Source organism: Streptomyces sp. T39 (assembly GCF_008042045.1).
Classification (GTDB): Bacteria; Actinomycetota; Actinomycetes; order Streptomycetales; family Streptomycetaceae; genus Streptomyces.
On the sequence record NZ_RDBP01000050.1, the window covers coordinates 63,897 to 85,813 of the forward strand.

The window sequence follows — 21,917 nt, forward strand, 5'->3', positions numbered from 1 at the left end:
GGCACTGGGTGCGTTCGCCGCCTATTGGGTGATGAGCGCCAAACTCACCTGGCTGCCGGACTATCTCCGGACGGTGGTCGGCTGGGACCTCGACCGGGCCGCCGCCGCGGTCGGCGGGGGAGCCGTGGCCAACGGCGTGGTCTTGCTGACTCACGGGCTGCTGGCCCGCCGGGCAGTCCTGGGCGGAAGGGTCGGAAGGCTGCCGACCGGTGCCGGCGCCGGTCTGCTCCTGGTGGCCTCGGCGGGCGCGGTGATCTCCCACTTCGGCTGGCGCTGGGCGTTCGGGGCGGCCGGGCTCACGCTGCTCGAACCAACCGTGGACGTGATGGACCGCGACCGGGGCCGAGGGCCCTTCGGCGAAGCCGAGCAACACCCTGGTGGCGATCAGCGTCGCGAAGCCCGCCGCCCCCCAGAGCATCGGCAACTGAGCCGCCGCCCACAGCAGGCCCATCACCAGGAGCAGCACCGATGTGCGCACCTTGCGGGTCAGGAACGAGACGCCCAGCGCGGAGAGCGAGAAGAGACCGAAGAACGCGGCCTGGGCCGTGCCGAACTCCTGACGGGTGAGTCCGAACTCCTTCATGATCTCCGGCCCGGCCAGCCCCAGGACGGCCTTGTCGGCGAAGTTCACCAGCATGAAGACCAGCAGGAGCCAGGTGGTCTCCCATGCCTGCCGGCCGCCTGCCGTCGGGACCGTCGGACCTGGGCCCCGCATCGTCGCGGTCACTGCGTCCACGGTCACACCCCTCGCTCTGCGATGTCGTCCATGACGGCGGCGCAGCCGCAGCTGTCGTCGTCGACGACGCCCACGCTGATGACTCCCGCGGCCCGTCGCCGTCCTTCGTCGCTGCGTGTCAGCTCGGTGGCGACGTCTGTGCCCTCCGCCACGGCGGAGGCCTCCGCGGCGGCCCAGTTGAAGACGCCGCGCGCCATCGTCGAGGTCTCCGCCGCTGCCCGACGGGTGAAGACCTCGGCCCGGATCCGGGCCACGTCGGGGTCGGCGGGTGCGGCCAGCGCGGCGGTCTCGGCCAGGTGCGTCGCGAGACGCAGCTCGCCGCGGGCGAGCAGGCGCGCGGCCCGGTCCGCCAGCGCCCGAGCGCCGCCGGCGGCCTCGGCGAGTTCGGCGGCCAGCGCGCCTTCGGGGGCCGGCTTGAGGTTGGCGGGGTTCTGGTCGTACCAGCCGCCCCACAGTCGCCACAGGTTCCGTACGACGAACTCGGGCTCGTCGTACGCGGGGTGCAGGTACGGCTTCTCCAGCAGGCCGGGCGGGACCTTCACGCCGTGCAGCACCTCGTCGAGGCGGGCGCCGGCGTTCATCAGGTCCCGGGTCTGGGTGCACAGGGATTCGAGCAGGTCCGCCGTGTCGCCGAGCGCCTGACGGATGCGAACGGCGCCGAGGATCGGCACGCCGTGTCCGGGGAGCAGGACCTCGGCGCCGAGGTCCTGCATGGCGCGCAGTGCCGCCGCCCACTCCACGGGGTAGCGCTGCACCTTCTGCGGGTTGCCGGCGTTGGGCGAGTTCCAGATGAACAGGTCTCCGGTGCACAGGGTCTTCAGCTCCGGGATCCACACATAGGTGTGGTCGTCCGTCTCGCCTCGGGCGTGCACCAGCTCGAAGGTCAGCTCTCCCCTGCGCAGGGTCAGCCGGTCGCGGTAGGTGGTGTCCGGGTAGCGGTACTCCGTCGGCCAGTTCAGGGACGGCACGCCGAACTGGCGTCGGTTGATCCAGGTGTTGTAGCCGGCCGTCTCCCGGTAGCGGTCGAAGCGTGCCGCCACCGCCTCGTGCGCGACGACCTCAGGGCGCGCCGTGCCGGCGTCGGCGGCCTCCCGGTCGAACGGGCCCACGCCGAAGACGTGGTCCACGTGACCGTGGGTGTACACCACCGTGCTCACGGGGGCCTGGGTGCGGTCGCGGACCGCGTCGTGCAGCTGGGACGCCGTGCGGAAGTCACCCGAATCGACCAGCACCAGACCGTCCCCGGTGTCGAACACCGCAACGTTCGCGAAGGCCGGGAAGAAGCCGGTCCGCTCGGCGACCCGCACGAGTCCGCCGCCGGCGAACTGTCCGGTGAAGTGGGCCAGCAGAGACTCCTCCCCGTGCCAGACCCGGTCCGCGTACTCCATGTAACCGCTGGCATTGTGTTCGGTCATAGTTCCCGGCTCCTCGTACGTCACCCTGGAGGCGCGTCCCGCGCCCCTCGTGTGGCCCGCTGATGTCTGTAGAGTCTGCGGCGGAGCGTGACGGGGAGATATCCGCCGCCTTCACAGTCGTCCACGGCACAGGCTGTGATCCATCACATTGCCCGGGAGGAGCCTCCGGTGCCGAGCAACCCACCGTCCGAAGCCCGCGACACGCGTCCCGCGCTGTCGCCCGCGGCCCGGGCGCTCGCCGCCCGGTGCGAGAGCCGCGTCAACGAGCTCGCCCGCCGCATGGCCCGTGAATCGTTCGAGCGGCTGCCCGGATACAGCGAACTCCCCACCGACGTGAAGGACGTGGAGGTCGCCGCAACGGTCCGGCACGGACTGCGTCTTTTCCTGCACCGCGTTCGCGACGAGCGGGACGACGCCGGGGACTACCGCCTCTTCCGGGAACGCGCCGCCCAGCGCGCCGACGAGGGGATGCCCCTGCACACCCTGCTGCGCAGCCATTCCACGGCCGTCCACGTCCTCTGGCAGGCACTCAGGGACGAGACCGCCGCCGGCGAGGAAGGCGCGCTGCTGGAACTCGTCGACCTCCTCCTCCGCGGCCACGAGGCCGTCATCGGAACCGTCGCCGAGACCTATCTCGACGAGCAGGCCGCGCTCTTCGCCGAGCGACGCGAACACCACCGGTCCCTCGTACGGGGGCTGCTGGACGGCTCCCTGCCTCCTGCGCGGGCCTTCGACGAGCTGGGACTCGAAGGCCCCACCCTCGTCGTCCACCTGTATGTTCCGCGCGAGCGGGATCCCGAGGCCTCGGCCGTGGCGGAGCGCCGCCGGACGCGCCGCGTCCAGACCGTTCTGGACCGCACCTTCGACGCGGGGGCCGCGTCCCTGCTCGGCGCCGACGGCGGACACGTGATCGCCTCCCGGCGGCCTGACGACACCGACGGCGTCCGTGCCTGCGAGGAGCTGACCGTCCGGCTCCGGCAGGTCTGCGGAGACGATGTCCGCGTGGCCGCGGTCACCGCCGCCACCCCCCGGGACGTGCCGGCCGCCGCCCGCACCGCCACCGACATCGTCCGGGTCGCCCGCGCCTGCGGACGACCCGCCGGCGTGCACCGCATGGACGATGTTCTGCTGGAGTACCACCTCTCCCGCCACGACGAGAGCAGCGACCGCATCGCCGCCCTTCTCGATCCCCTCGGCGACCGGCCCGAACTCATCGAGACCCTGCGCGTCCACATCGAGCACCGCCACGAACGGCGCCGCACCGCACACCGGCTCAGGCTGCACCCCAACACGGTGGACAACCGGCTCGCGAGGATCACCGAGCTCACCGGCCTCGACATCGCCTCGCCCCGCGGGAACGCCCTGGCCCTGGCCGCCCTGCTGCTGCGCGGCGACGCTCCCGGGTGACCCTCGCGGGAGCAGGGGTCGCTGTCGCGCGTGACGGAGGCGGTGCCGCGGCGGGGTCCACCGTGTTCGGCACTCCCGACCCGTAGCGGTCTCGCCCGTACACACGCCGACACCGGCGCCGCGACCGGAGGCGGGACGCCGGCGCGGCACGCGTCAGCGTACGGGGAGCGCCCGCGGCAGGGCACCAGCGTCGACGGCCTCACCGTCCCGGTCCGGGTCTGTGCCGGCCGGTGGCGCGGCAACCCCGACTGTCTCCGGCTGCACGACGGTGTGCTGCTGCGCTGGTTCGCGGTCGACGACACCTGGCACCACCTGGCCGTTCATGAGGCAAGTCGCCTGTCGGAACTGAGTCTGTCGGGAGGCGATGACGGCCAAGGGCCACGAGGACCTGTCCGGCCGATCACGCATGTGATCCGAGCACCGGTCCGATCCGGGAGGTCGGGAAACGGGAGACGCACCGGGCCGGGGATTCTTGGCGCACCGCACCTGGTAGAACACTGCCCCGTGGGTATACAGGAGCGCGAACGCAAGATGTACCGGCCGCTGCGGCGGGCCGGCCTCGAGGTGATCCCGAACGCCGTGCCGGACGGAACGATGCCGTTCGTCTCCGGATACCGTCGCGAGGACATCGTCGGAGGCTTCTCCCACCCGTACGAAACCCCACGGCTCGTCCGGCGTCTCAACGAGAACTGGTACGACCTGGCGGTCTCCTCTGGCCTTCTCGACCACCAGCGCGAGTTTCTCGTCCTGCTTCCCCACGGCACCCACACGCACCATGCCCTCCTGCCGAAGGAGCACTTGCATTACGGCCGCCATACCCCATCGTGGGTCTGGACCCGGGTCCGGCTTTTCGACTGCTGGGACATCATGGGCCGGGGTGCGGCATCGGCGTTCCTCGGCATACGTGCGGGCCACCCGGGTTTCAGCATGATGGCGCTCGACAGCAGCGTGTACATCAGCTGCTCGACGGGCGAAACCGGTGTCGACGTGAGGGCGGTGGCCCACCCGGCCCGCTCCGAAAACATCCTGCAAGACCTGGAGTGGTACGCACATTGGGACTATCCCCGCGCCGACAAGGAGCTGCAGAAGCGGATCGCTGCCTGGCTCGCGGGCCGCGCACCGGGGACCACCAGCCGTTCCAGCAGATGATCACGCAGGCCCCGGCGGCGAGGCCGGCAAGGTCGTCGCCGTCCAGCTGATGATGTGACTACTCCGTGCCCAGTCGTTCCTTTGGGCATGGGTCGGGGTGATCTGAGCGATGCCGAGTGGGAACGGCTGCGGCCGTTCCTGCCCGTGAGCAACGGGCGCTGCGGCCGGCGGACGAGACGCCGTGGCAGAGCCTGTCGCCCGCCTGGTGGAGGTGGTGCTGGAGGCGAGGGCCTGGGCCGCTCGCGCGTCGGGTTCACCAGCACGCTCCTAGGGCGTGTATCAGAAGGGGCTTGAGAGGCTGCGGGTTGGTCAGTCCCGAGACAGGGCGGTAAGCCAGCGGTCGTCCTGGAACTCGGCAGGGACTTCGTCCTCCCACGGATCGATCCCACGCCGTTCGAGTTCGTCGAACCATCGGTCCCGCTGTGACTCGGGGAGACGCCGTCCGCACCAGGGGCAGAAGTCGACGGTGATGGTCGATGTGCCGCCGTCGTGGATGATCAGCCCGTACTCCTGGAACTTGGCGCTGAAGTCGATCAGTGCGTCCGGGCAGGCGAAGGGGTCGTCGTGCTGGTCGCAGCGCACGTTCACGCGGCGGCTCATCGCCTCGCAGCAGTGGTTGGTCATGACCTCGGCTTCTCGTTCATCGACACCATGCCCGAAGTAGATCACAGTCTGTGATGATCACCGGATGGCACGTGGAGATCTGACGGATGCGCAGTGGACGCGCCTGGAGCCGTTGTTGCCCAAGGGCAAGAAACCAGGCCGTCCGCCGATATGGATCAGGCGGCAACTGATCGACGGGATACGGTTCCGCACCCGCACCGGGGTCCCGTGGCGGGACGTGCCAGAGAGGTACGGACCTTGGGCGCGGGTGTATGACCTCTTTCGGCGCTGGCAGCGGGACGGCACCTGGCAGCGGATCTTCGCCGCGTTGCAGGCCCAGGCCGACGCCACGGAGCTCATCACCTGGGACCTCAACGTCGACTCCACCGTGTGCCGGGCCCACCAGCACGCTGCCGGAGCGCGGAAAAGGGGGATCTGCAGGCCGAGCCGCCCGGCGGCATCAGCGTCGAGCCCGATGACCACGGCCTCGGACGCTCGCGCGGCGGCCTGACCACCAAGCTGCACCTGGCTGTCGAGCAGGGGCAAAAGTCCATGTCCATCGTGATCACCGCCGGGCAGCGCGGCGACTCCCCGCAGTTCGGGCACGTCCTGAAGAAGGTCCGCGTGGCCCGCAGCGGCTCGGGGCGACCGCGCACCCGGCCCGACCGCGTCCGCGCGGATAAGGCGTACGCGTCCCGAAAGAACCGCGCCTACCTGCGACGCCGCGGTATCCGCTGCACCATCCCGGACAAGGCCGACCAGGCCCGCAACCGCAAGAAGCTCGGCTCCTTCGGCGGCCGGCCCCCCAAATTCGACGTCGAGGACTACACGGCTCGGCACGCGGTCGAGTGCGGCATTAGTCGCCTCAAAAGGCACCGTGCTGTGGCGACTCGCTATGACAAGCTCGCGGTCCGCTACGAGGCGACCGTCTTGGTCGCAGCCATCAACGAGTGGCTGTGACCAGCACATTCGATACACGCCCTAGCGCGGACGGCCGCTGCCGCCCGCTGTCCCTGATCATCACACCAGGCCAGCGTGCTGACTGCACCCAGTTCAAGCCTGTCCTGGAGAAGATCCGCGTGCCGCGGCCCGGGCCGGGCCGGGCCGGGCCGGGCAGGCCCCGCAAGAAGCCGGACGGCCTCGCGGCCGACAATGCCTACAGCACGGGGCCGTCGCCACCCGCTACGACAAGCGCGGCTACGTCCACCTCGGCACCGCCACCGCCGCAGCACTGGTGATCTGGCTCCGCTCGTGAGCGTCAGGATCAGCCCTTATTCGTCTTCCGGTAGATGGAAGTACACGGTCCCAGATCGCCAGGGGCCGTGTTCAGTCGTCTCGGACTCGATCACCACATCCTGGATCTCGACGGGGCCCAACGCCTCGATGGCATCGGCCAGCCGTCGCAAGAGAGCCGGAACGCTATCGCAGCCTGGGCCAGCGGGGTTGGCCTGCGAGAAATGGCGAACGGTCCAATGCTTCGGAGTCTCGATCATGGACAGATCGTAGGACCTGTTGTTGTTGTCGTCTGGTGGACGGCTGGTGACAGGGCCAGGCAACTCAAGTCCCAAGGCCGTCAAGACCTTGATCGGCCGGACAGGTCCTAGCTGGATCCGGGACCCGCTGTCGAGGAGACGTCGGCAAGGCGTCGTCAGAGCCTGCGCTGCTGGCGCCCCCTTGCCATGCGCGACATCAGCCTTCTATCCAGCTGCTGCTTCGGCGGCCTCAGGGGCAGCCGGCCTCTCGGTAGGAGCCGGTGTGCGGTAGGCGCGCAGGGGGCCGTTGGTCGCGGCCACGGCGGCGATTGCCAGGATGGCAGACAGTCCGCCGAAGACGAGCGAGAAGGATGCTGAGGTCGTCGAGGCCAATAGGCCGCCGCGAAAGTTCCCGAGTTCGGGGCCGGCGACACCAATGACGTGTTCCACCGAAGAGACCCGCCCCCGGTACGCATCTGGGGTCTCCAACTGAACCAGGGCACCTCGGGTGATGACGGACACGGTGTCGGCAGCGCCCGCAACGGCCAGGCACGCGAGCGCGAGCCACAACGGCCCCGCCAGACCGAAACAGGCCAGCGCCAAGCCCCAGACAGCGGCTGCGGACAGCTGGACCAGGCCGCCACGGTTCCAGCGCGTGACCGTGCCGGAGAGTAGTCCGGCCGTGATTCCCCCGACCGCGACGGCCGAGAGGAACAGGCCGAGGGTCTGCGGGTTTCCGCCGAAGCGGATCTCGTTGACCAGCGGGAAGAGCGCGATCGGCATGGCGAGCAGCGTTGCGGACAGGTCGGTGGCCATCGAGCCCCACAGCGTCGGGCGGCGCAGGATTCGCCAACCGCCTCGTTGCGGACGGCGCTTGCCACCGGCCGCTGCGGCGCCATCGGGCGGCATGGCGGGCAGGCGGATCAGCGAGAGTGCCGCGAGGGTCATGGTCACGGCCTGGGCAGCAAATGCGACAGGAAGATCCCAGCGGGCGATGATCATCCCGGCCAGCGCGGGTCCGGCCAGCATCGCCGCCTGGAAGGACACGTTCATCAGCGCAAGGCCGGCCGCGACCTGGTCGCTCGGCAACAGCCGGACAGGGAGGGTGCGCCGCGCGGGAGCGCCCAGAGCGCTGCAGCTCGTCCCCACGGCGACCAGGGCAAGCAGCAGGATCACACTGCGGTTACCCGCCACGGCTTGGGCACACAGCCCTGCGGCAGCCAGCAGACTGCCCACAGTGGTGACCCGCACCACCGTGCGACGGTCGAAGGTGTCGGCCACTGTGCCGCCGAGCAGCCCGAACAGCACCATCGGCAACCCGGTGGCGAGCCCGATGGCACCGGTGCCCACCGGGCTGCCGGTCAGATCCCAGACCTGGGCCAGCACCGCCACGGTGGCTATCTGGCCGCCGAGTTGCGAGGCGGAGGTACCGATCCACAGGGCACGGAACGGCCTACTGCCGCGCAGTGGACGGGTGTCGAGGAAGTGGATGCCGCCAAGTCCGCTCATCGCGGCGGCTCGACAAGGTGATCAAGGATCCGCTGTCGCATCGACCGGTGGCCCAGCGCCCGCCGCACTTCCTCGACGACGGTGGTCATCGCGTACGGGATCACGCTGTCCAGCTCGGCGACCGCGTCGTGGGTAGCGCGCCACTCCGCCTCGAGGAACGGCACCAGGGACCGTCCGCGCGCGGTCAGGTCGATCCGCCGGGTGCGAGCGTCAGGCCCCGGCTCGGAGGTGACCAGACCCTCTTTACGCATGGCGGCGACGGTCTGGCTGATCGCTGAGTGCGAGCGGCCCAGGGACTTTGCCAGCTCGCGAATGGTCAGCGGTCCGGTGTGGGCGAGCCGGATCAGCGGATAGGCGAAGCGAGGCCGCACCCCCTCGATCCCGCGCTCGACGTAGACCCGCTCGATCTCGGCGTCCATGGCTGCCAGCAGCTCGTGCAGGGAGTGCCAGGGGTCGGGTACCGCGGTGGGATCCGAAGATGTCACAGCGCTAATATAACAGCGCTCCAATAAATGTCTGAGGAGCACTCACCTGCGGGATGCTCGCCTGCGTGGGGCGGGCAGGCGACTGACGTTGCCGCCCTGCTCGCGTTCTTTTCCGCCGGGTGAGGAGATGACGGGGAAGTCGCGGTCGGCGCTGGTCTTGCCGGGGACGTCGTCGTCGCAGACGACCTGGGCGATGAGCGTGCCGGTACGTAGACCATGCACCCACCACACGGTGTCGTCGTCACGGCTGAACCCGCCGCCGGTGTTCCGGCCGGCCAGCACGTGCCCTCGGGCGGCTGCGAAGACGGTGCCGTTCCACGAGTCGAGTATGCCGGTGGTGGCGTTCACCTGCTTGGGCTTGATGGAGTCGCTGAACCCCTTTTCCTGGCGACCACGGAAGAGGGGTGATGAGGTCCTGAACAGCTCCGCCGCACCGGAGGTATTCGCTCTGGTCAAGACCCCTGACCGTCAACAACGCCTTCTCTCAGTAAAGGTAGTTCGTACTCATTTGATACACGTCGCGGCCGAGGTCCTGAAAGACGCGCAGCAGGGAGAACGCGTCGTCGGGCTCCCGGCGGTGCCATCGGCCGGGTCCCCTCCTCATGCTCCTGGCGTACAACTCGTCCAGCACCATGGGGTCCAGACCTTCCAGGTTCTCGCCCGTCAGCCGGTCGTAGCGGTGGCACAACGGGCCGATGTCCGGGCCGTAGCTCTCCCTGCCCCCGTCACGTGCGCGATCGAGGGTGCGGGCGACGGCGTCGCGGAAGGCGGTCAGCGTCCGTTCCTGCACATGGAGCATGCACCGTTGTCTCGGCCCACTGGGAGGCGTACGCGGAGACAGCGTCACGGAAGGCAGCCGTGGCCGTCCTGATCCCGTTCGCGTTCGCCAGACCCCGGTCCCGGGCGCTTCGGATCTCGGCGGCGCCCATGGTGAGCAGTGCACCGACTACCAAGGGCAGCAGCCAGGACAGCAAGCCCGGAGCAGGTGCCGAAGCCGACGGAGCTCCTCTGCTGAGGGCCTGTGCCTCGATGTGTGCGGCGCAAGCGCGCTGGAAGTCGGCGGGCCGGTCCTTCCGCCAGGCGTCCAGGGTCAGCGCCTCGGGTTCACCGCCGGCCGGGTCGACCGCTGCCGGTGTGCTCGCGGCCGTCACCAGGCCCAGGGCCGACGCCGCGGCCACCACTCCCTGACGGCCACTCGCCGACAGGCAGGCGACATTGCGGGCGTCGTCCGGGGTGGCGGCCGACGCGGAGCCGGGGGCGAGCGCACCTGCGATCAGGAGCGCAGCGCAAAGCCGCCGCCGTAAGGCTCCCCGCACACTCAACACCCCGCTCCCACGCGTGTCATCAGCCGCTCAGAGGCTACCGCTCGGACCTGTGCCGTTCGACGGAGATCACCAAATCATCCGGCAGCTGCGCGACCACCGGGTCAGGGGCGGGACTGTCAGCACCCGCTCACCCTGGCCTGCCGGGTCGCTCTTGCCGTTGACCTGCCCAGCACGAGTGGAGCGGAGGAAGCCGGACACCTCGAAGAGGCAGCACTGGCCTGCCCGGCGCAGCAGGAGCTGAGGGAGGGACCTGCCGGAACGCTGTCCCGTCTTCGCCCATCCGGGCAGCGACCGTGCGGCGATGGTGATGTCGCGAAGTCGCCGGAGGACGCACCCGGTTCCTGCTGGAGTGGAACGCACATCGTCATGTGACATCCCACGACAGGACGGGACCCGTGCCCACAGCCTCGACCACTCCCACCGACCGCACCGACTCCACGGGGTCGTCGGCACGATCATCACTCGTCTCGTGGCTGGCCGTCGTCGCGGTGATGCTGGGAATCTTCTCGATCGTCACCACCGAGATCCTGCCGATCGGCCTGCTGACCTCCATCGGGTCCGATTTCACCGTCTCCGACGGGACGGCAGGTCTCATGATGACCATGCCGGGATTCCTGGCGGCCGCTGCGGCCCCGCTGGTCACCGTGACTGCCGGACGCGTCGACCGGCGGATCATGCTGGGGGCGTTCGTCCTCCTGCTCGCGCTGGCCAACTTCCTTGCCGCGGCCGCCGCCGACTTCTGGCTGGTGCTGGTCTCCCGGGTGCTGGTCGGCATCACCATCGGGGGCTTCTGGTCGATCGGCGCGGGTGTGGCCGGCCGGCTGGTGCCGGCGAGGTGGGTCGGCCGGGCCACCTCGGTCATCTTCGCCGCCGTACCCCTCGGCTCCGTCGTCGGGGTTCCTCTCGGCACCTTCGTCGGGAGCGTCGCCGGCTGGCGAACCGCCTTCCTGGTCATGGGAGTTTCGACCCTCGGCGTCTTCGTCCTGCTGATCCTTGCGCTCCCGCCGCTGCCCGCCGAGGAGCCGACGCGCCTGCGCCTGCTCACCGACATGCGCAAGAGCGTGAACACCCGCTACGCGCTGGTCATCACCTTCCTGGTCGTCCTCGCCCACTTCGGCGCCTATACCTACGTCACTCCGTTCCTGGAGCAGGTGACCCGGGTGGGCACCGGGGTGATCACGCTGTTCCTGCTGATCTACGGGGTGGCCGGGATCGTCGGCAACTTTCTCGGTGGTACCGCCGTGACCCGCCACCCGAGAGCCGCCTTCGCCTCGGCCGCCGTGATGCTGGCCGGGGCAACTCTGCTGCTGCCGGTGCTGGGGAACAGCCCGGCCGGGGCCGTCGCCCTGCTGATCCTGTGGGGCCTCGCCTACGGCGCCGTGCCGGTCTGCTCGCAGACGTGGTTCGCCAGGGCGTGCCCCCACTCCCCCGAGGCGTCCTCGGTGCTCTTCACGGCTTCGTTCCAGGCCACCATCTCGGCGGGTGCTCTGATCGGAGGCGTCGTGGTCGACCACTCCTCGCCGTCGACGGTCCTGACGCTCGCCGGCACAGCCGCGGTCCTCACCGTGGTCACCATCGGCCTGCACCGGGTCCGCGGGGTCAGCTGGCCCGATCCGACGCACCGTCCTTCACCGGGGCACCCTTGTAGCGCCGGATGAGCAGGTGCCGCAGTGCGGGGTGACGCGCCTTGGACCGCCCGSGGCAGGACGCACGGTCGCTGCAGTGCCTCCCGCCCACCGGACGTGATGCCCGCCAGCGCCGGGGGCGTCGGCTCTGATGCCTTCGGAGCTGCCGCGGGCGGTGCAGGTGGCGTACGGCATGCCTTGTCCGCCCCGGGGGCGTCCAGGATCCGGAGTGTCCCGGTCCGCCAGTGGCGGGCCGAGAGCTGCGGCGCCGGGCCGCGGGGGCACGACATCCGGCAGGCAATTGCGTTGTGCGTGGCCGGCGTTGTGGGAGATCATGCGCGCTTGTGAACTCGCGAGACCATGAACCCATCCACGACACGGCCCCGCCCGCCCCCGCCGTGGCCGTCACCCCCTCCGTCCCGGTGCACCGGGACGGCAACGTCCTGCGCTGGCTGATCGCCTACACCTTCTCCGTGGTCGGCGACGCCGCCTACTTCGTGGCGCTCGGCTGGGCCGCGCAGAAGGTGGCCGGACCGGCCCAGGTCGGCCTGGTGATGGCGGTCGGCGCGATACCCCGGGCGATCCTCATGCTCGGCGGCGGTGTGATCGCCGACCGGTTCGGCCCGCGCAGGGTGGTCATCTCCTCCGACGCGGTCCGCGCCGTGGTGATCCTCACGGCCGCCGCAGCGCTCGCGTTCAGCACCCCCGGCCTCTGGCTGCTCGTCGCCCTCGCCCTCGCCTTCGGCGTCGTGGACGCCCTGTTCATGCCGGCGGTCGGAGCCATGCCGCCCCGGCTCACCGGCCGCGACCAGCTGATGCGGGTGCAGAGCCTGCGCAATCTGGTGCAGCGGTCCGGCCACATCGCCGGCCCGCCGCTCGCCGGGTTCTCGATGGGGCTCGGCGGCCCCGCCGCCGCGTTCGCCGTGACCGGCGTCCTCTTCACCCTCTCGCTGTTCCTCCTGGTCGCGGTCCGGCTCTCCCCGCTGCCGCCCGAGGAACAGCCCGCCGCGGACTCCACCGCCCGCCGCGACCTGGTCGACGGCATCGTCTACCTGCGCCACGAGCCCGTCGTCGGCCCGCTCGTCCTCTCCGGACTGCTCTCCATGATCGGCTGCATCCCGCCGATCGCGATCGGCGTCATCATGCTCGCCGAGGAACGCGGCTGGGGCCCCTCCGGCGGTGCCTGGGTGAACGCCGCCCTCAGCACCGGCGTCTGCACGACCTCGCTCCTGCTCGTGGTGCGCGGCCGCTTCCGCCGGGCCGGCCACTGGCACAACATCGCCCTGCTCGTCGCCTCCGCCGGCATCGGCCTGATCGGCGTCATGCCGAACCTCGCCCTCGCGGTCGCCGTGGCGCTCGTCTCCGGCCTGGTCTCCGGCCTCTGCGGCGGTCTGGCGATGGCTCTGATGCAGGCCAACACCGCCCTCGCCTTCCAGGGCAGGGTCGCCTCCGTCCAGGCACTCAGCGCGGTCGGCATCACCCCGGTGATGTTCCCGCTCTTCGGCCTCCTGGTGGACGGGTGGGGCGCCGGCCCCACCTTCCTCCTCTTCGGCTGCATCAGCATGCTCGGCGCCACGGTCTCCACCGCCTCCCGCGCCGTCCGCCATGCCGACCTGGACTTCACGAAGACCGCGGGCTGACTCCGCTCCCGGCCGGGGCCACTGGAACAGAGTCCGTGGCGGGGGCGGAGTGGTCCCGTCTGCCCGGGCGCGTCCCGCAGGTGGGCGGCGGTCACCCGGGCGGCGCATGGCCGGGCCCGCGGCCGCCGCTGCCCGGTGGCGTGCCCGGGGGGCCGGCACTCGGGGCGGGACGTGGGGCTCCAGGATCTCCCGGCACACGTCGCCGGCAGCCGGTCTTCATGGCGCCGGTGCCGTCACGCGGACGTGGTGGCCGGTGGTGGCACCGGGCGCAGGACGGGGTGCGGGGTGAGGGTGAGATAGAGGCCTGCGGCTGCGTGGTCCGGGGTGGTGGGCAGGGGGAGCAGGTGGCTGGTCCCATGTCCGCCGAGACCGTGCTGGTGGTGTTCGTCCAGGGGGCGGCGGAGCCTTTCGTAGAGGAGGTCGACGGGGTGCTCCCGGGCGTCGTCGAGGTCTTCGGTGCCGGTGATGATGTTGAGGAACGACTCGTGGAGTCGCAGCCCCTGCTGGTCGCGGTGGCTGAGTCGTTGGGCCTGACGGAAGTAGGTGTCGCGGCCGTCGTGGATGCGGTAGAAGGCGCCGACGAGGATGAGGAGGCGCTCGTAGGCCCGCCGGTAGGTGGTCTGGTAGTAGCGGCGGGCGGTGGCCTCGTCGGTTTCGCCGCGCAGGACGGTGGCGATGGCTGCGGCGCTGAGGAGGCCGCTGTACATGGCCAGATGGACGCCGGTGGACAGCAGGGGGTCGAGAAAGCAGGCGGCGTCGCCGGCGAGGTAGTAGCCGGGGCCGCAGAACGTATCGCTGGTGTAGGAGTAGTCGCTCTCGATCGTGAGGGCGGATACCTGGTGGGCGTCCTCGAGCATGCGGGCGAGGAGCGGTGTCCGGGTGAGTGCTTCGTGGTAGAGGGCGTCGACGGAGCCCAGGTCGTTCCTGGCCTGGTGGAAGGAGCGCTTGTCAGTGACCAGCCCGACGCTGAGGGTGCCGTCGTGCAGGGGGATGGCCCAGAACCAGCCGGACCGGGGCAGGGAGAAGACCCCGATCGCTCCCTCCGGGGCGCCCGGTACGGCAGCGGCACCGCGCCAGTATGCCCAGGCGGCGACGTTGCGGAATACGTCGTGCACGCGCCGGGTGCGCAGTTGGCGGGCGCCGAGGAGCCCGGCCCGACCGGTGGCGTCGATCAGGCAGGTGAAATCGATGTCGCCTGCGCGGCCGTCGTCGCCTGACCAGGAGGCGCTGGTGGCCCGGCCGTCGGGCACGGCGATGTGCCGCACCCGGGTCTCCTCCCGTACGTCCGCTCCCTGGTGGCGGGCGTGCTGGAGGAGGAGGTGGTCGAACTCTGAGCGGACGACCTGGAAGCTGTGGGTCGCGGGCCTGCCGGGTTCGTCGAAGCTCAGGGCCCACTCCTGGCCGCCCCAGCCGTAGAAGGCCCCGTTCTTGCGGACGAAGCCGTGCCGTTCGACGGCCTCGCGGGCGCCCATGATGTCCAGGACAGGCAGGAGTGAGGGGAGCAGGGACTCCCCGATGTGGTAGCGGGGGAAGCGTTCCTTCTCCAGCAGGACGACGTCGAACCCCTGCTGTGCCAGCACGGTGGCCGCCGTCGTTCCTGCCGGGCCGCCCCCGGCGATCAGTATCTGTGTCCGCTCACGCACGTTGCGCTCCCCGTCATTGAGGGATGTCGTCTTTTCGCCCTGCCCCGGGGTCACCGTCCGTGACAGCATGACCACATGACGAGTACAGGGCGTACGTCTGCCGGTCCACAAGGGCTGCTCCCCGGCCATGGCCGAAGGCGGACGGTCACGGGCGGGCCGATCGCGCTGACGGTGGGGGCGGAGGAGGAGTTCCTCCTGGTCGACCCGGTGTCGCGGGAGGTGAGCGCGCAGGCAGGTGCGGTGGTGGCCGAGGCGGCGGGTGAGCTCGGTGACCGTGTGGGTCCGGAGCTGACGCGTTACCAGGTCGAGGTGCGCACGGATCCGCATCGCAGCCTTGCGGACTTCGCCGAGCAGGTCCGTTCCACGCGGGTGGCGGTCGTCCGGGCCGCCGCCCACCGGGGACTGCAGGTCGTTTCCAGCGGCAGCCCGGTTCTCGGCCAGGTCTCCCCGCCGCCGCTGACCGCCTGCCCGCGCTACACGGCGAGCGCCGCCACGTTCGGTGCCCTGGACGACGAGCAGTGTGCCTGCGCGTGTCACATCCATGTCGGTGTTCCGGATCTCGCCACGGCGCTGCAGATCAGCAACCGCCTGCGCCCCTGGCTGCCTGCCTTGATCGCGCTCACCGGCAACTCGCCGTTCTGGGCGGGGCGGGACACCGGGTACGCCAGCTGGCGCACAACGACCTGGGGGCGCTGGCCGGTGGCCGGCCCTCCCCCCTACTTCGAGTCCCCTTCCCACTTCGAGGACCTCGTGGCGGGCTTCATCTCCACCGGCAGCATCATGGACCGCGGCGGCCTGTACTGGGACATCCGCCCCTCCCACCACGTGCCCACCCTCGAGTACCGCGTCGCCGACGCGACCACGACCCCGGGCGAGACCGTGCTCCTCGCCGGTCTCATCAGGGCGATGACCGCCACCGCGCTCCAGGCCGCCACCACCGGCGACCCGGTCTGCCGGCCCGCCCCGGAAATGCTGCGCGCCGCTTGCTGGCGGGCGGCCCGCGACGGCCTGGCCGGGCAGGGCATCGACCTGGCCACCGGCCGCCTCTCCCCCGCCGTCGACCAGATCGACCAGCTCCTGTCATGGGTACAACCCGCCCTGAAGGAGCACGGCGACGCGGAACTCGTGAACGCCCTCTGGTCACGCCTGCGCGCCACCGGCAGCGGCGCCGACCGGCAACGCGCCGCCTACCGGCGCCGAGGCCGTCTCGCCGACATCGTCGACCACCTCACCTCCTCGGTGACCGCATCGGACTGAGATCGCGGGATCGGGAGAGCCGGACCAGTCCCCACCGGCCCGGCCCCGTCGCTCGCCGTGCGCCGTGCGGGACGGTTCGGTCCGCCGCGCGGATCCGACGCGGGCGCGGGTGCGGGTCCGCGGAACGCCGGCCGCGAGGCATCCGCGGCGTATCCGTCGGCGGCTTCAGCGATCACCGGCCTCCCGCACTCGGACGTGGCGTGCGGCGTCGATGTAGGTCTTGGCGACGTCGGTGAGGAAGCCGCTGCTGACGGCGGGGCTGAGCGCCCGGTGCTGCAGGTGGTCATGCAGCACGCCGTAATGCTCCACGTCGGAATGCTTGTCCAGGTAGAGGTCGCTGGTGAACCGATCCACATGCACCACCGCCGCCGCGGGTCCGTCGGTGAACCGCAGGATGGAGAACTGTCCCGACATGCCGGGATGGGCACCCGCCGTGTAGGGGAGGACCTGCACCGTGATGTGCGGCTCGGTGCCCAGTGCGTGCAGGTGCTCCAGTTGTTCCCGCATGACGTCCGGGCTGCCGACGACGCGGCGCAGAGCGGATTCGTCCAGCACAGCCCACAGGCGCAGCGGACGGGTCGGATCGAAGATCCGGTGCTGGCTCCGCAGCCGCGCCTTCAGGCGACTGCCGGCCTGTTCGGCGGTGAGCAGGGGGATCGTTTCCTCGATCACCGCGAGGGCGTAGGCGGGCGTCTGCAGCAGAGAGGGGATCACCGTGGATCCGTAGGTGTGGAGGGAGGTGGCATCCGTCTCCAGGGCGAGGTAGACGCTCTGGGGGATGTCGCCGTACGCCTGCCACCAGCCCCGCTGCCCGGACTCCTGGGCCATCTCCATCAGAGCGTCGACGACCTGCTGGTCCGTCACTCCGTAGAGCGCGCACAGATCGCGGACGTCTCGCGGGCTGATGGCGCGGTTGCCGTTCTCCATGTGGCTGATCTTGGGCTGGGAGACCATGAGCCGCTCGGCCACTTCCGTGCACTTCAGCCCGCTGTCCAGGCGGAGCCTGCGGAGTTCGGCTCCCAGACGGCGCCTCCTGACGGTGGGGTTGGTGTGTCCTGCCACGAACGGTGTACCTCCGGCTCCACGTCATGCTGCTCGCCCGCAGATTGCCATGAAGCACGGGGTCTCGATCATGTGCCGTGCCGTCGTGATCGCCAGGCAGCCCGAACGTCTGGTGCCTCCGTCATGTGCCCCCCGGCAGGCGCCGCCGGACGTGCTGTGCGGACGTGTCCACGCAGGACCGGCGGAGGGGCGGCCGCAGCCGCCGATGCGAGCTCCGGTGAGAGCGGTGCACGTGCGCGGATGGCGTGCGGTCGTTCCGCACGTGCCGGCCTGGTGCCGACCGCGTTCTGCGAGGGTGCCGCGGCCCTCCATGCGCCGGAGATCCCACAGGAGGAACTGAAGGCACATGGGCCGGCTCAGCAAGGACACCCCCCACCCTTCGAGGGATCGCAGGTTCGCCGGTGAGGCATCCGGGCGCGCGACAAACCGGCGACGGTCCTGCGATTCTGTGCGCTGACAGATCGTCGGATCCTGAAGGGCAGCACCGCTCATGCGCATGAACCGTCTCACCACCGTCGTCCTGGCCGCCGCGCTCGGCTGCGCCGGTGTTCTCGTCGCCGGCCCCTCGGCCGGCGCTTTCGCCTCGTTCGGATGCCAGTACAGAGTCGTGTGGCCGACCGCCGGTGTGTACGAGAACCCGAATCCGAGCAGCGTGGTCGTCAAGACCAAGCACGCCGGTGACATAGTCGGCGCCTCGACCTGCGAGGGCGCCGGCTACAACGAGTACGGCTACGTTCTGGTCACCACCGACGCGGCAGCCGACCGCCGGGGCTGGATGCGCGTCGAGGCCGTCGTCCAGATCTGATCCACCCGCACGGCTCCGGATCCGGGCCCGTGCGTCACCCCGGCCGAGGGACGTGCCTGGGCATCCGGCCCAGCACCGTCCCGGGAGACGGCGGCGAGGACGATCTCCACGAGGACGGGCCCCGGCATGCCCGTTGCCGGAGCGCTGCCCGACGACATCCGGAGTGCGGGCCGCTCGATGCGATGGTCGGCACAGTCCGGCGGGGACGTGTTCCTCCGGGAATGCTCCCCGTCCGGCCGGCCCGGCTCCGTCGTCATTGGAGCGACCTGTGGCGGTACTTCGGCCTGGTTGACGCGCGTTGACAAGGAGCAGCACACTCACGCAGGTACATGACAATCGACTCGCGAAAGGGGATCGCCCGTGCTGCCGGGACCGTCCGTCTCCACGTACGTGAGAATCGCCGTCACCGCCCTCGCCGTCACCGGACTGCTCGCCGCCGCACCCGCGGCACCGGCGAACTCCTCGCCCACATCCGCCTCGACCGTCACCCAGCACCCGTCCTCCGGAGTGGCCGTGAAGATGCCGGCCGCCGTCGCCGGCCGTCTCGGCGCCGAACGCACGGCGCTGGTGGACGCCGTCGCCGCGGATGTCCTCTCGCGGTCCCATGACACCAGGGGTCTCGCCCCCGAGGCCGCCGTCGGCGAACTCGCCGCAGAGGGCCGCAAGGTGGTCGTCGACGTCCGCGACGTCTCGGGCGACTGGGCCCGTGGCGTCGCCTACGTCGAGGCATCACGCAGGCAGCACGGTGCGCCGGAGGGCTGGCTCTACCTCGCCCACCGCAAGGACGGGCAGTGGGTCTCGGGCCTCGAGGGCGACCGCGAGTTCGCCGACCACGTGGCCGGCTCCCCGCTGGTCGGCACGGCGGAGCGGCAGACCATGACGGCCTACGCCGAGCGCAAGGCGACCCCGGACGCGCAGGCCTCGCCGGCCGGAGCCCTGGCCAACACCAACGGGCTGCTGCTGCCCTGGATGCCCGACTACTACATGACCCTGACCGGCGGCCCCCACGCACACGACGGTGCCACCGGCTACTGGAGCGCCCTCGACTTCGCCGGCGGCAACGCCAGTGGTCTGGTGCGCTCGTCCCGTGAGGGCACGGCCACCTCGATGTGCGGCGCGGGCGGCGGCTGGACCCGGGTGATCCACCCCGGCGGATTCTCCACGGACTACTACCACATGCGGAACACGACCTACTACAACGGGACGGCGATCGCGCGCAGTGCCCTGCTCGGCACCATCGGCACCGACACCTGCGCCGGCGGTTCCGCGACCGGTGCCCACGTCCACTGGAGCCTGCGCACCTACGACGCCAACTACGTCGGCCAGTACACCTGGCTGAACGGCCGCACGATCGGCGGCTGGGCGTGGTGGAACGGATCCGGCCAGTACTCCGGCTGCGGCACCCGTCTCGGCGTCACGGCCTGCCCCGGTACGGCGATCTACAACCGCACCGGCTGACGCCCGGGGTACCGCTCGCAGACGACGGACCGGGCAGTCGCCGTGCTGCTCGGTCCCTCGACGTTCCGCCCGCGCCGCACGGGGCCCGGCCGACGCTGCCCGGTCCGGGCCCGTGTGCGGGACGGGGGCACCGTGCCGCTGGGCGGTGCGTACCTCCTGAACCGGGCGCGGGCACACCCGCTGATCCCGGAGCTGCCTGAGGTCGTTCGCGGGCGGGACGCACACCCCGTCGGATACGTCACCCGGCGGCGCTCTCAGCCGCGGCGCGCGGCCGCGTACCGCCGCTGTCTGTCGCGTCGCCAGTGCGGCAGTTCCGGGGCGTACCGTTCCGTCAGCGAGGCCGTCTCCGAGGCGTGAGAACTGTCGGGCGCGTGCGTGCCGAACAGGGACAGCACACCGTCGCGTGCGGTGCGGCGTATGCGCGGGTCGACGTCGTCGGCAAGTCGCAGGGCGGCCAGGGCAGCGACCGGTCCGCGCCGGCCGGCCGCCAGGCAGGCGGCTGCGACGGAGCGGTGGGCATGGGGCAGGCGGGGTGAGGAGAGGCGGAGCAGTTCGTCGTCGGGAACGTCCCCGGGGGTGCGCCGAAGCGCTTCGGCCGCGGCCGCGGCGACGCCGGGAGACGGGTCGTCGAGCCGGAGCAGGGTTTCGTCCGGAGCCGGTCCGTGGTGCCGGGCGAGGAGGGTCAGGGCCCCGGCCCGGACATCGGCGTGCGGACTGCGCATCAGGCCGTGCAGAAGACGGGCGTTGCCGCGCAGCGCACCGATCGCGGTCGCGCGGACGGTGGGGTGGGGGTCGTCGGTGAACGGCGGCAGCATGTGGTCGGGGAGTTCGCCGAGCATGCGCAGCCCGGAGAGGGCACGGGCGCGGACAGGGCCCCTCGGGTGGCATGTGAGTCCGTGGAGCAGGGGCGCGTCCCGGGGGCACCGCTGTTCGGCCAGCCCGATGACCGCCCCTGGTGCGACAGTGTCCGGATCGGCGCACAGCGCCCTGTACAGGCTGCGGGGGTCGGCGCCCGCAGCCCGGATTTCCCGGCACACCGCCGCGCGGACGGTTGCCGAGGAGTCCGACAGGTGCCGGGCCAGGGCGTCTTCGCGGCCGGCGGGGCGCAACTGCCCGACGGCGGCGAGGCGCACGAACGGGTCGCGCGCGGCGAGCAGTGCGTCGAGTGCGGCGAGGCCGTCGGGGCGGGCGAGGAGGGCCGTGCAGGCGGCCCTTCGGATGTTCCTGTCGCGGTGGCGGCGGGCGAGGGCGATCAGGTCCGGGCCGGCGAAGAAGCCCGTTTCGACGGCGGCTGCGAGCACGGCGCGGCGTACGCCGTACGAGAGACCGGCGTCGAGGTGGGCGAGGACCCTTGCCCGCGCGTCACGGAGAGCGTCATGGTGTCCGGAGGCGAGCGCCAGGACCATGCCCGCGCGCAGCGCGTGCAGGCGCACCCCTTCGTCGGGGTCCTGTTCGGCAACCTTCCAGGCCTGTGCGACCCCGAGACGCCCGTACGCCGCTCCGGCCTGCACCCCACCGATCCGCGTCTCCCGGTCGCCGCTCGTCAGCAGGTGGGCCACCGCCCGGTCCGGCAGCTCACCCAGGCGCCCGAGCACGGCCTCGCGCACCCATGCACCGTGCCGTCGTCGTACGCTCACCAGCGCCGCGAGCGGTGCCAGGCGCGTCAGTTCGGCGTCGTCGGCGCCGGCAAGCGCGCGGTCGAGGACGGTGCGTGCGAGGCCTCGTACCCGGTCGTCGGTGTCCGCGCAGCGGATCAGGACGAGCGGCAGCACGGAGGCGGGCAGGCCGCCCGCCTGAGCGTCGCGGGTCAGTGCCGCGGCACGGACGCGGGCGTCCGCGTGCCCCAGGCAGAGGGCGAGTTGGGATTCGGTGGGGGGCCGGCTCCAGGACGGAGCACCGCGGTCCGGGGCCGGCCCGTGCCAGTACGGGGCGCTCTCCCAGTCGGCCACCTCACGGTCGTCGAACCAGTGGTAGCCGATGCGGATCCGGCCGCGACGCCTCCAGCCGCGCACCGTGGCGACGGTTCCCGACCAGATGCTCCGGTCGAGGGCGACCCAGTCGCCGGCCCGCCCGGCGCCGACGGCGGATTCCACACTCCTGCCGTGGAGGAGGCGGGCGCCCGGCGTGTGCAAGCGGGTGTTCCGGAGCCTGTACGTCGTCACACGCCGGACTGTAGCGCCCTACCCCACCGCTTTCACCAGCGGTTTTCCACCCGGTGCGCCCGTTGCGGCCTGGCGCCGGCGGGCCCGGGGCGCTGCCGGGCCCTCATGCGCCCCGGCAGTGCCCCGGCCCGCAAGGGATTCCGCGAGCGGCGGTGTTGCTCCCC

General features: G+C 71.3%; 19 protein-coding genes. 8 read left to right on the top strand and 11 right to left on the bottom strand.

Annotation, left to right across the window (positions count from 1 at the left end):
* The coding region (locus tag EAO77_RS30645) for an MFS transporter (RefSeq protein WP_187283487.1) at positions 1-736 on the bottom strand (736 nt) is incomplete at its 3' end.
* 2 nt (positions 737-738) lie between these two features.
* Positions 739-2,151 (bottom strand): alkyl sulfatase dimerization domain-containing protein, encoded by a 1,413-nt coding sequence (locus tag EAO77_RS30650; RefSeq protein WP_147991592.1) that lies wholly within the window; start codon positions 2,149-2,151, stop codon positions 739-741.
* A 168-nt stretch (positions 2,152-2,319) separates the two neighbouring features.
* Between EAO77_RS30650 and EAO77_RS30655 the strand changes: the two genes are divergently transcribed.
* Both EAO77_RS30655 and EAO77_RS30660 read left to right on the top strand, forming a co-directional pair.
* Positions 2,320-3,558 carry a PucR family transcriptional regulator gene (locus EAO77_RS30655; protein WP_261994204.1) on the top strand — a complete coding sequence of 413 codons (1,239 nt, stop codon included), beginning with the start codon at positions 2,320-2,322 and terminating at the stop codon, positions 3,556-3,558.
* Between the two features lie 504 nt (positions 3,559-4,062).
* Entirely contained in the window at positions 4,063-4,707 is a 645-nt protein-coding gene (locus tag EAO77_RS30660; protein WP_261994205.1) for a hypothetical protein, read from the top strand.
* 309 nt (positions 4,708-5,016) lie between these two features.
* Here EAO77_RS30660 and EAO77_RS30665 read toward each other — a convergent pair whose 3' ends face one another.
* Positions 5,017-5,331, bottom strand: coding sequence for a DUF6980 family protein (locus tag EAO77_RS30665; RefSeq protein WP_147991593.1), 315 nt, complete (start codon positions 5,329-5,331; stop codon positions 5,017-5,019).
* Between the two features lie 64 nt (positions 5,332-5,395).
* Here EAO77_RS30665 and EAO77_RS30670 point away from each other — a divergent pair.
* A protein-coding gene (locus EAO77_RS30670; RefSeq protein WP_261994206.1) for an IS5 family transposase occupies positions 5,396-6,270 on the top strand; the annotation gives its coding sequence in 2 pieces (ribosomal slippage) (positions 5,396-5,777 and positions 5,777-6,270; 876 coding nt in all).
* 311 nt (positions 6,271-6,581) lie between these two features.
* Here the strand turns inward: EAO77_RS30670 and EAO77_RS30675 are convergent.
* From EAO77_RS30675 to EAO77_RS30695, 5 genes are all read right to left on the bottom strand, one after another.
* Entirely contained in the window at positions 6,582-6,803 is a 222-nt protein-coding gene (locus EAO77_RS30675) for a hypothetical protein (protein ID WP_147991594.1), read from the bottom strand.
* Between the two features lie 204 nt (positions 6,804-7,007).
* Complete coding sequence (locus tag EAO77_RS30680; RefSeq protein ID WP_147991595.1) at positions 7,008-8,291, bottom strand: MFS transporter; 1,284 nt, start codon at positions 8,289-8,291, stop codon at positions 7,008-7,010.
* Positions 8,288-8,710: a MarR family winged helix-turn-helix transcriptional regulator gene (locus EAO77_RS30685; RefSeq protein WP_222723713.1), complete on the bottom strand. Its 423-nt coding sequence runs from the start codon at positions 8,708-8,710 to the stop codon at positions 8,288-8,290. The genes EAO77_RS30680 and EAO77_RS30685 overlap by 4 nt, the downstream gene beginning before the upstream one ends.
* Before the next feature lie 108 nt (positions 8,711-8,818).
* Positions 8,819-9,232, bottom strand: coding sequence for a hypothetical protein (locus EAO77_RS30690; protein ID WP_147991597.1), 414 nt, complete (start codon positions 9,230-9,232; stop codon positions 8,819-8,821).
* Between the two features lie 28 nt (positions 9,233-9,260).
* On the bottom strand, positions 9,261-9,575 hold the full coding sequence (locus EAO77_RS30695; protein ID WP_147991598.1) for a hypothetical protein: 315 nt from the start codon (positions 9,573-9,575) through the stop codon (positions 9,261-9,263).
* Between the two features lie 921 nt (positions 9,576-10,496).
* Here EAO77_RS30695 and EAO77_RS30700 point away from each other — a divergent pair.
* Together EAO77_RS30700 and EAO77_RS30705 are read left to right on the top strand one after the other, a co-directional pair.
* Positions 10,497-11,759: an MFS transporter gene (locus EAO77_RS30700; protein WP_147991599.1), complete on the top strand. Its 1,263-nt coding sequence runs from the start codon at positions 10,497-10,499 to the stop codon at positions 11,757-11,759.
* A 311-nt stretch (positions 11,760-12,070) separates the two neighbouring features.
* The gene (locus EAO77_RS30705; RefSeq protein WP_315986120.1) at positions 12,071-13,366 is read left to right on the top strand and encodes an MFS transporter; all 1,296 of its coding nucleotides are present in this window, start codon (positions 12,071-12,073) and stop codon (positions 13,364-13,366) included.
* 233 nt (positions 13,367-13,599) lie between these two features.
* Here the strand turns inward: EAO77_RS30705 and EAO77_RS30710 are convergent, their stop codons facing one another.
* Positions 13,600-15,009: an NAD(P)/FAD-dependent oxidoreductase gene (locus tag EAO77_RS30710; RefSeq protein ID WP_261994207.1), complete on the bottom strand. Its 1,410-nt coding sequence runs from the start codon at positions 15,007-15,009 to the stop codon at positions 13,600-13,602.
* 75 nt (positions 15,010-15,084) lie between these two features.
* On the opposite strand from EAO77_RS30710, the gene EAO77_RS30715 reads away from it, so the two are divergent.
* Positions 15,085-16,266: a glutamate--cysteine ligase gene (locus EAO77_RS30715; RefSeq protein WP_147991601.1), complete on the top strand. Its 1,182-nt coding sequence runs from the start codon at positions 15,085-15,087 to the stop codon at positions 16,264-16,266.
* Positions 16,267-16,431: 165 nt separating this feature from the next.
* On the opposite strand, the gene EAO77_RS30720 is transcribed toward EAO77_RS30715, so the two are convergent.
* Positions 16,432-17,328 (bottom strand): helix-turn-helix domain-containing protein, encoded by an 897-nt coding sequence (locus EAO77_RS30720; protein ID WP_147991602.1) that lies wholly within the window; start codon positions 17,326-17,328, stop codon positions 16,432-16,434.
* 496 nt (positions 17,329-17,824) lie between these two features.
* On the opposite strand from EAO77_RS30720, the gene EAO77_RS30725 reads away from it, so the two are divergent.
* Positions 17,825-18,133: a glycosyltransferase gene (locus tag EAO77_RS30725; protein WP_261994208.1), complete on the top strand. Its 309-nt coding sequence runs from the start codon at positions 17,825-17,827 to the stop codon at positions 18,131-18,133.
* 360 nt (positions 18,134-18,493) lie between these two features.
* Positions 18,494-19,591, top strand: coding sequence for a M23 family metallopeptidase (locus tag EAO77_RS30730; protein WP_147991604.1), 1,098 nt, complete (start codon positions 18,494-18,496; stop codon positions 19,589-19,591).
* Between the two features lie 254 nt (positions 19,592-19,845).
* On the opposite strand, the gene EAO77_RS30740 is transcribed toward EAO77_RS30730, so the two are convergent.
* Positions 19,846-21,753, bottom strand: coding sequence for a hypothetical protein (locus tag EAO77_RS30740; protein WP_147991606.1), 1,908 nt, complete (start codon positions 21,751-21,753; stop codon positions 19,846-19,848).
* Positions 21,754-21,917 lie beyond the last annotated feature (164 nt).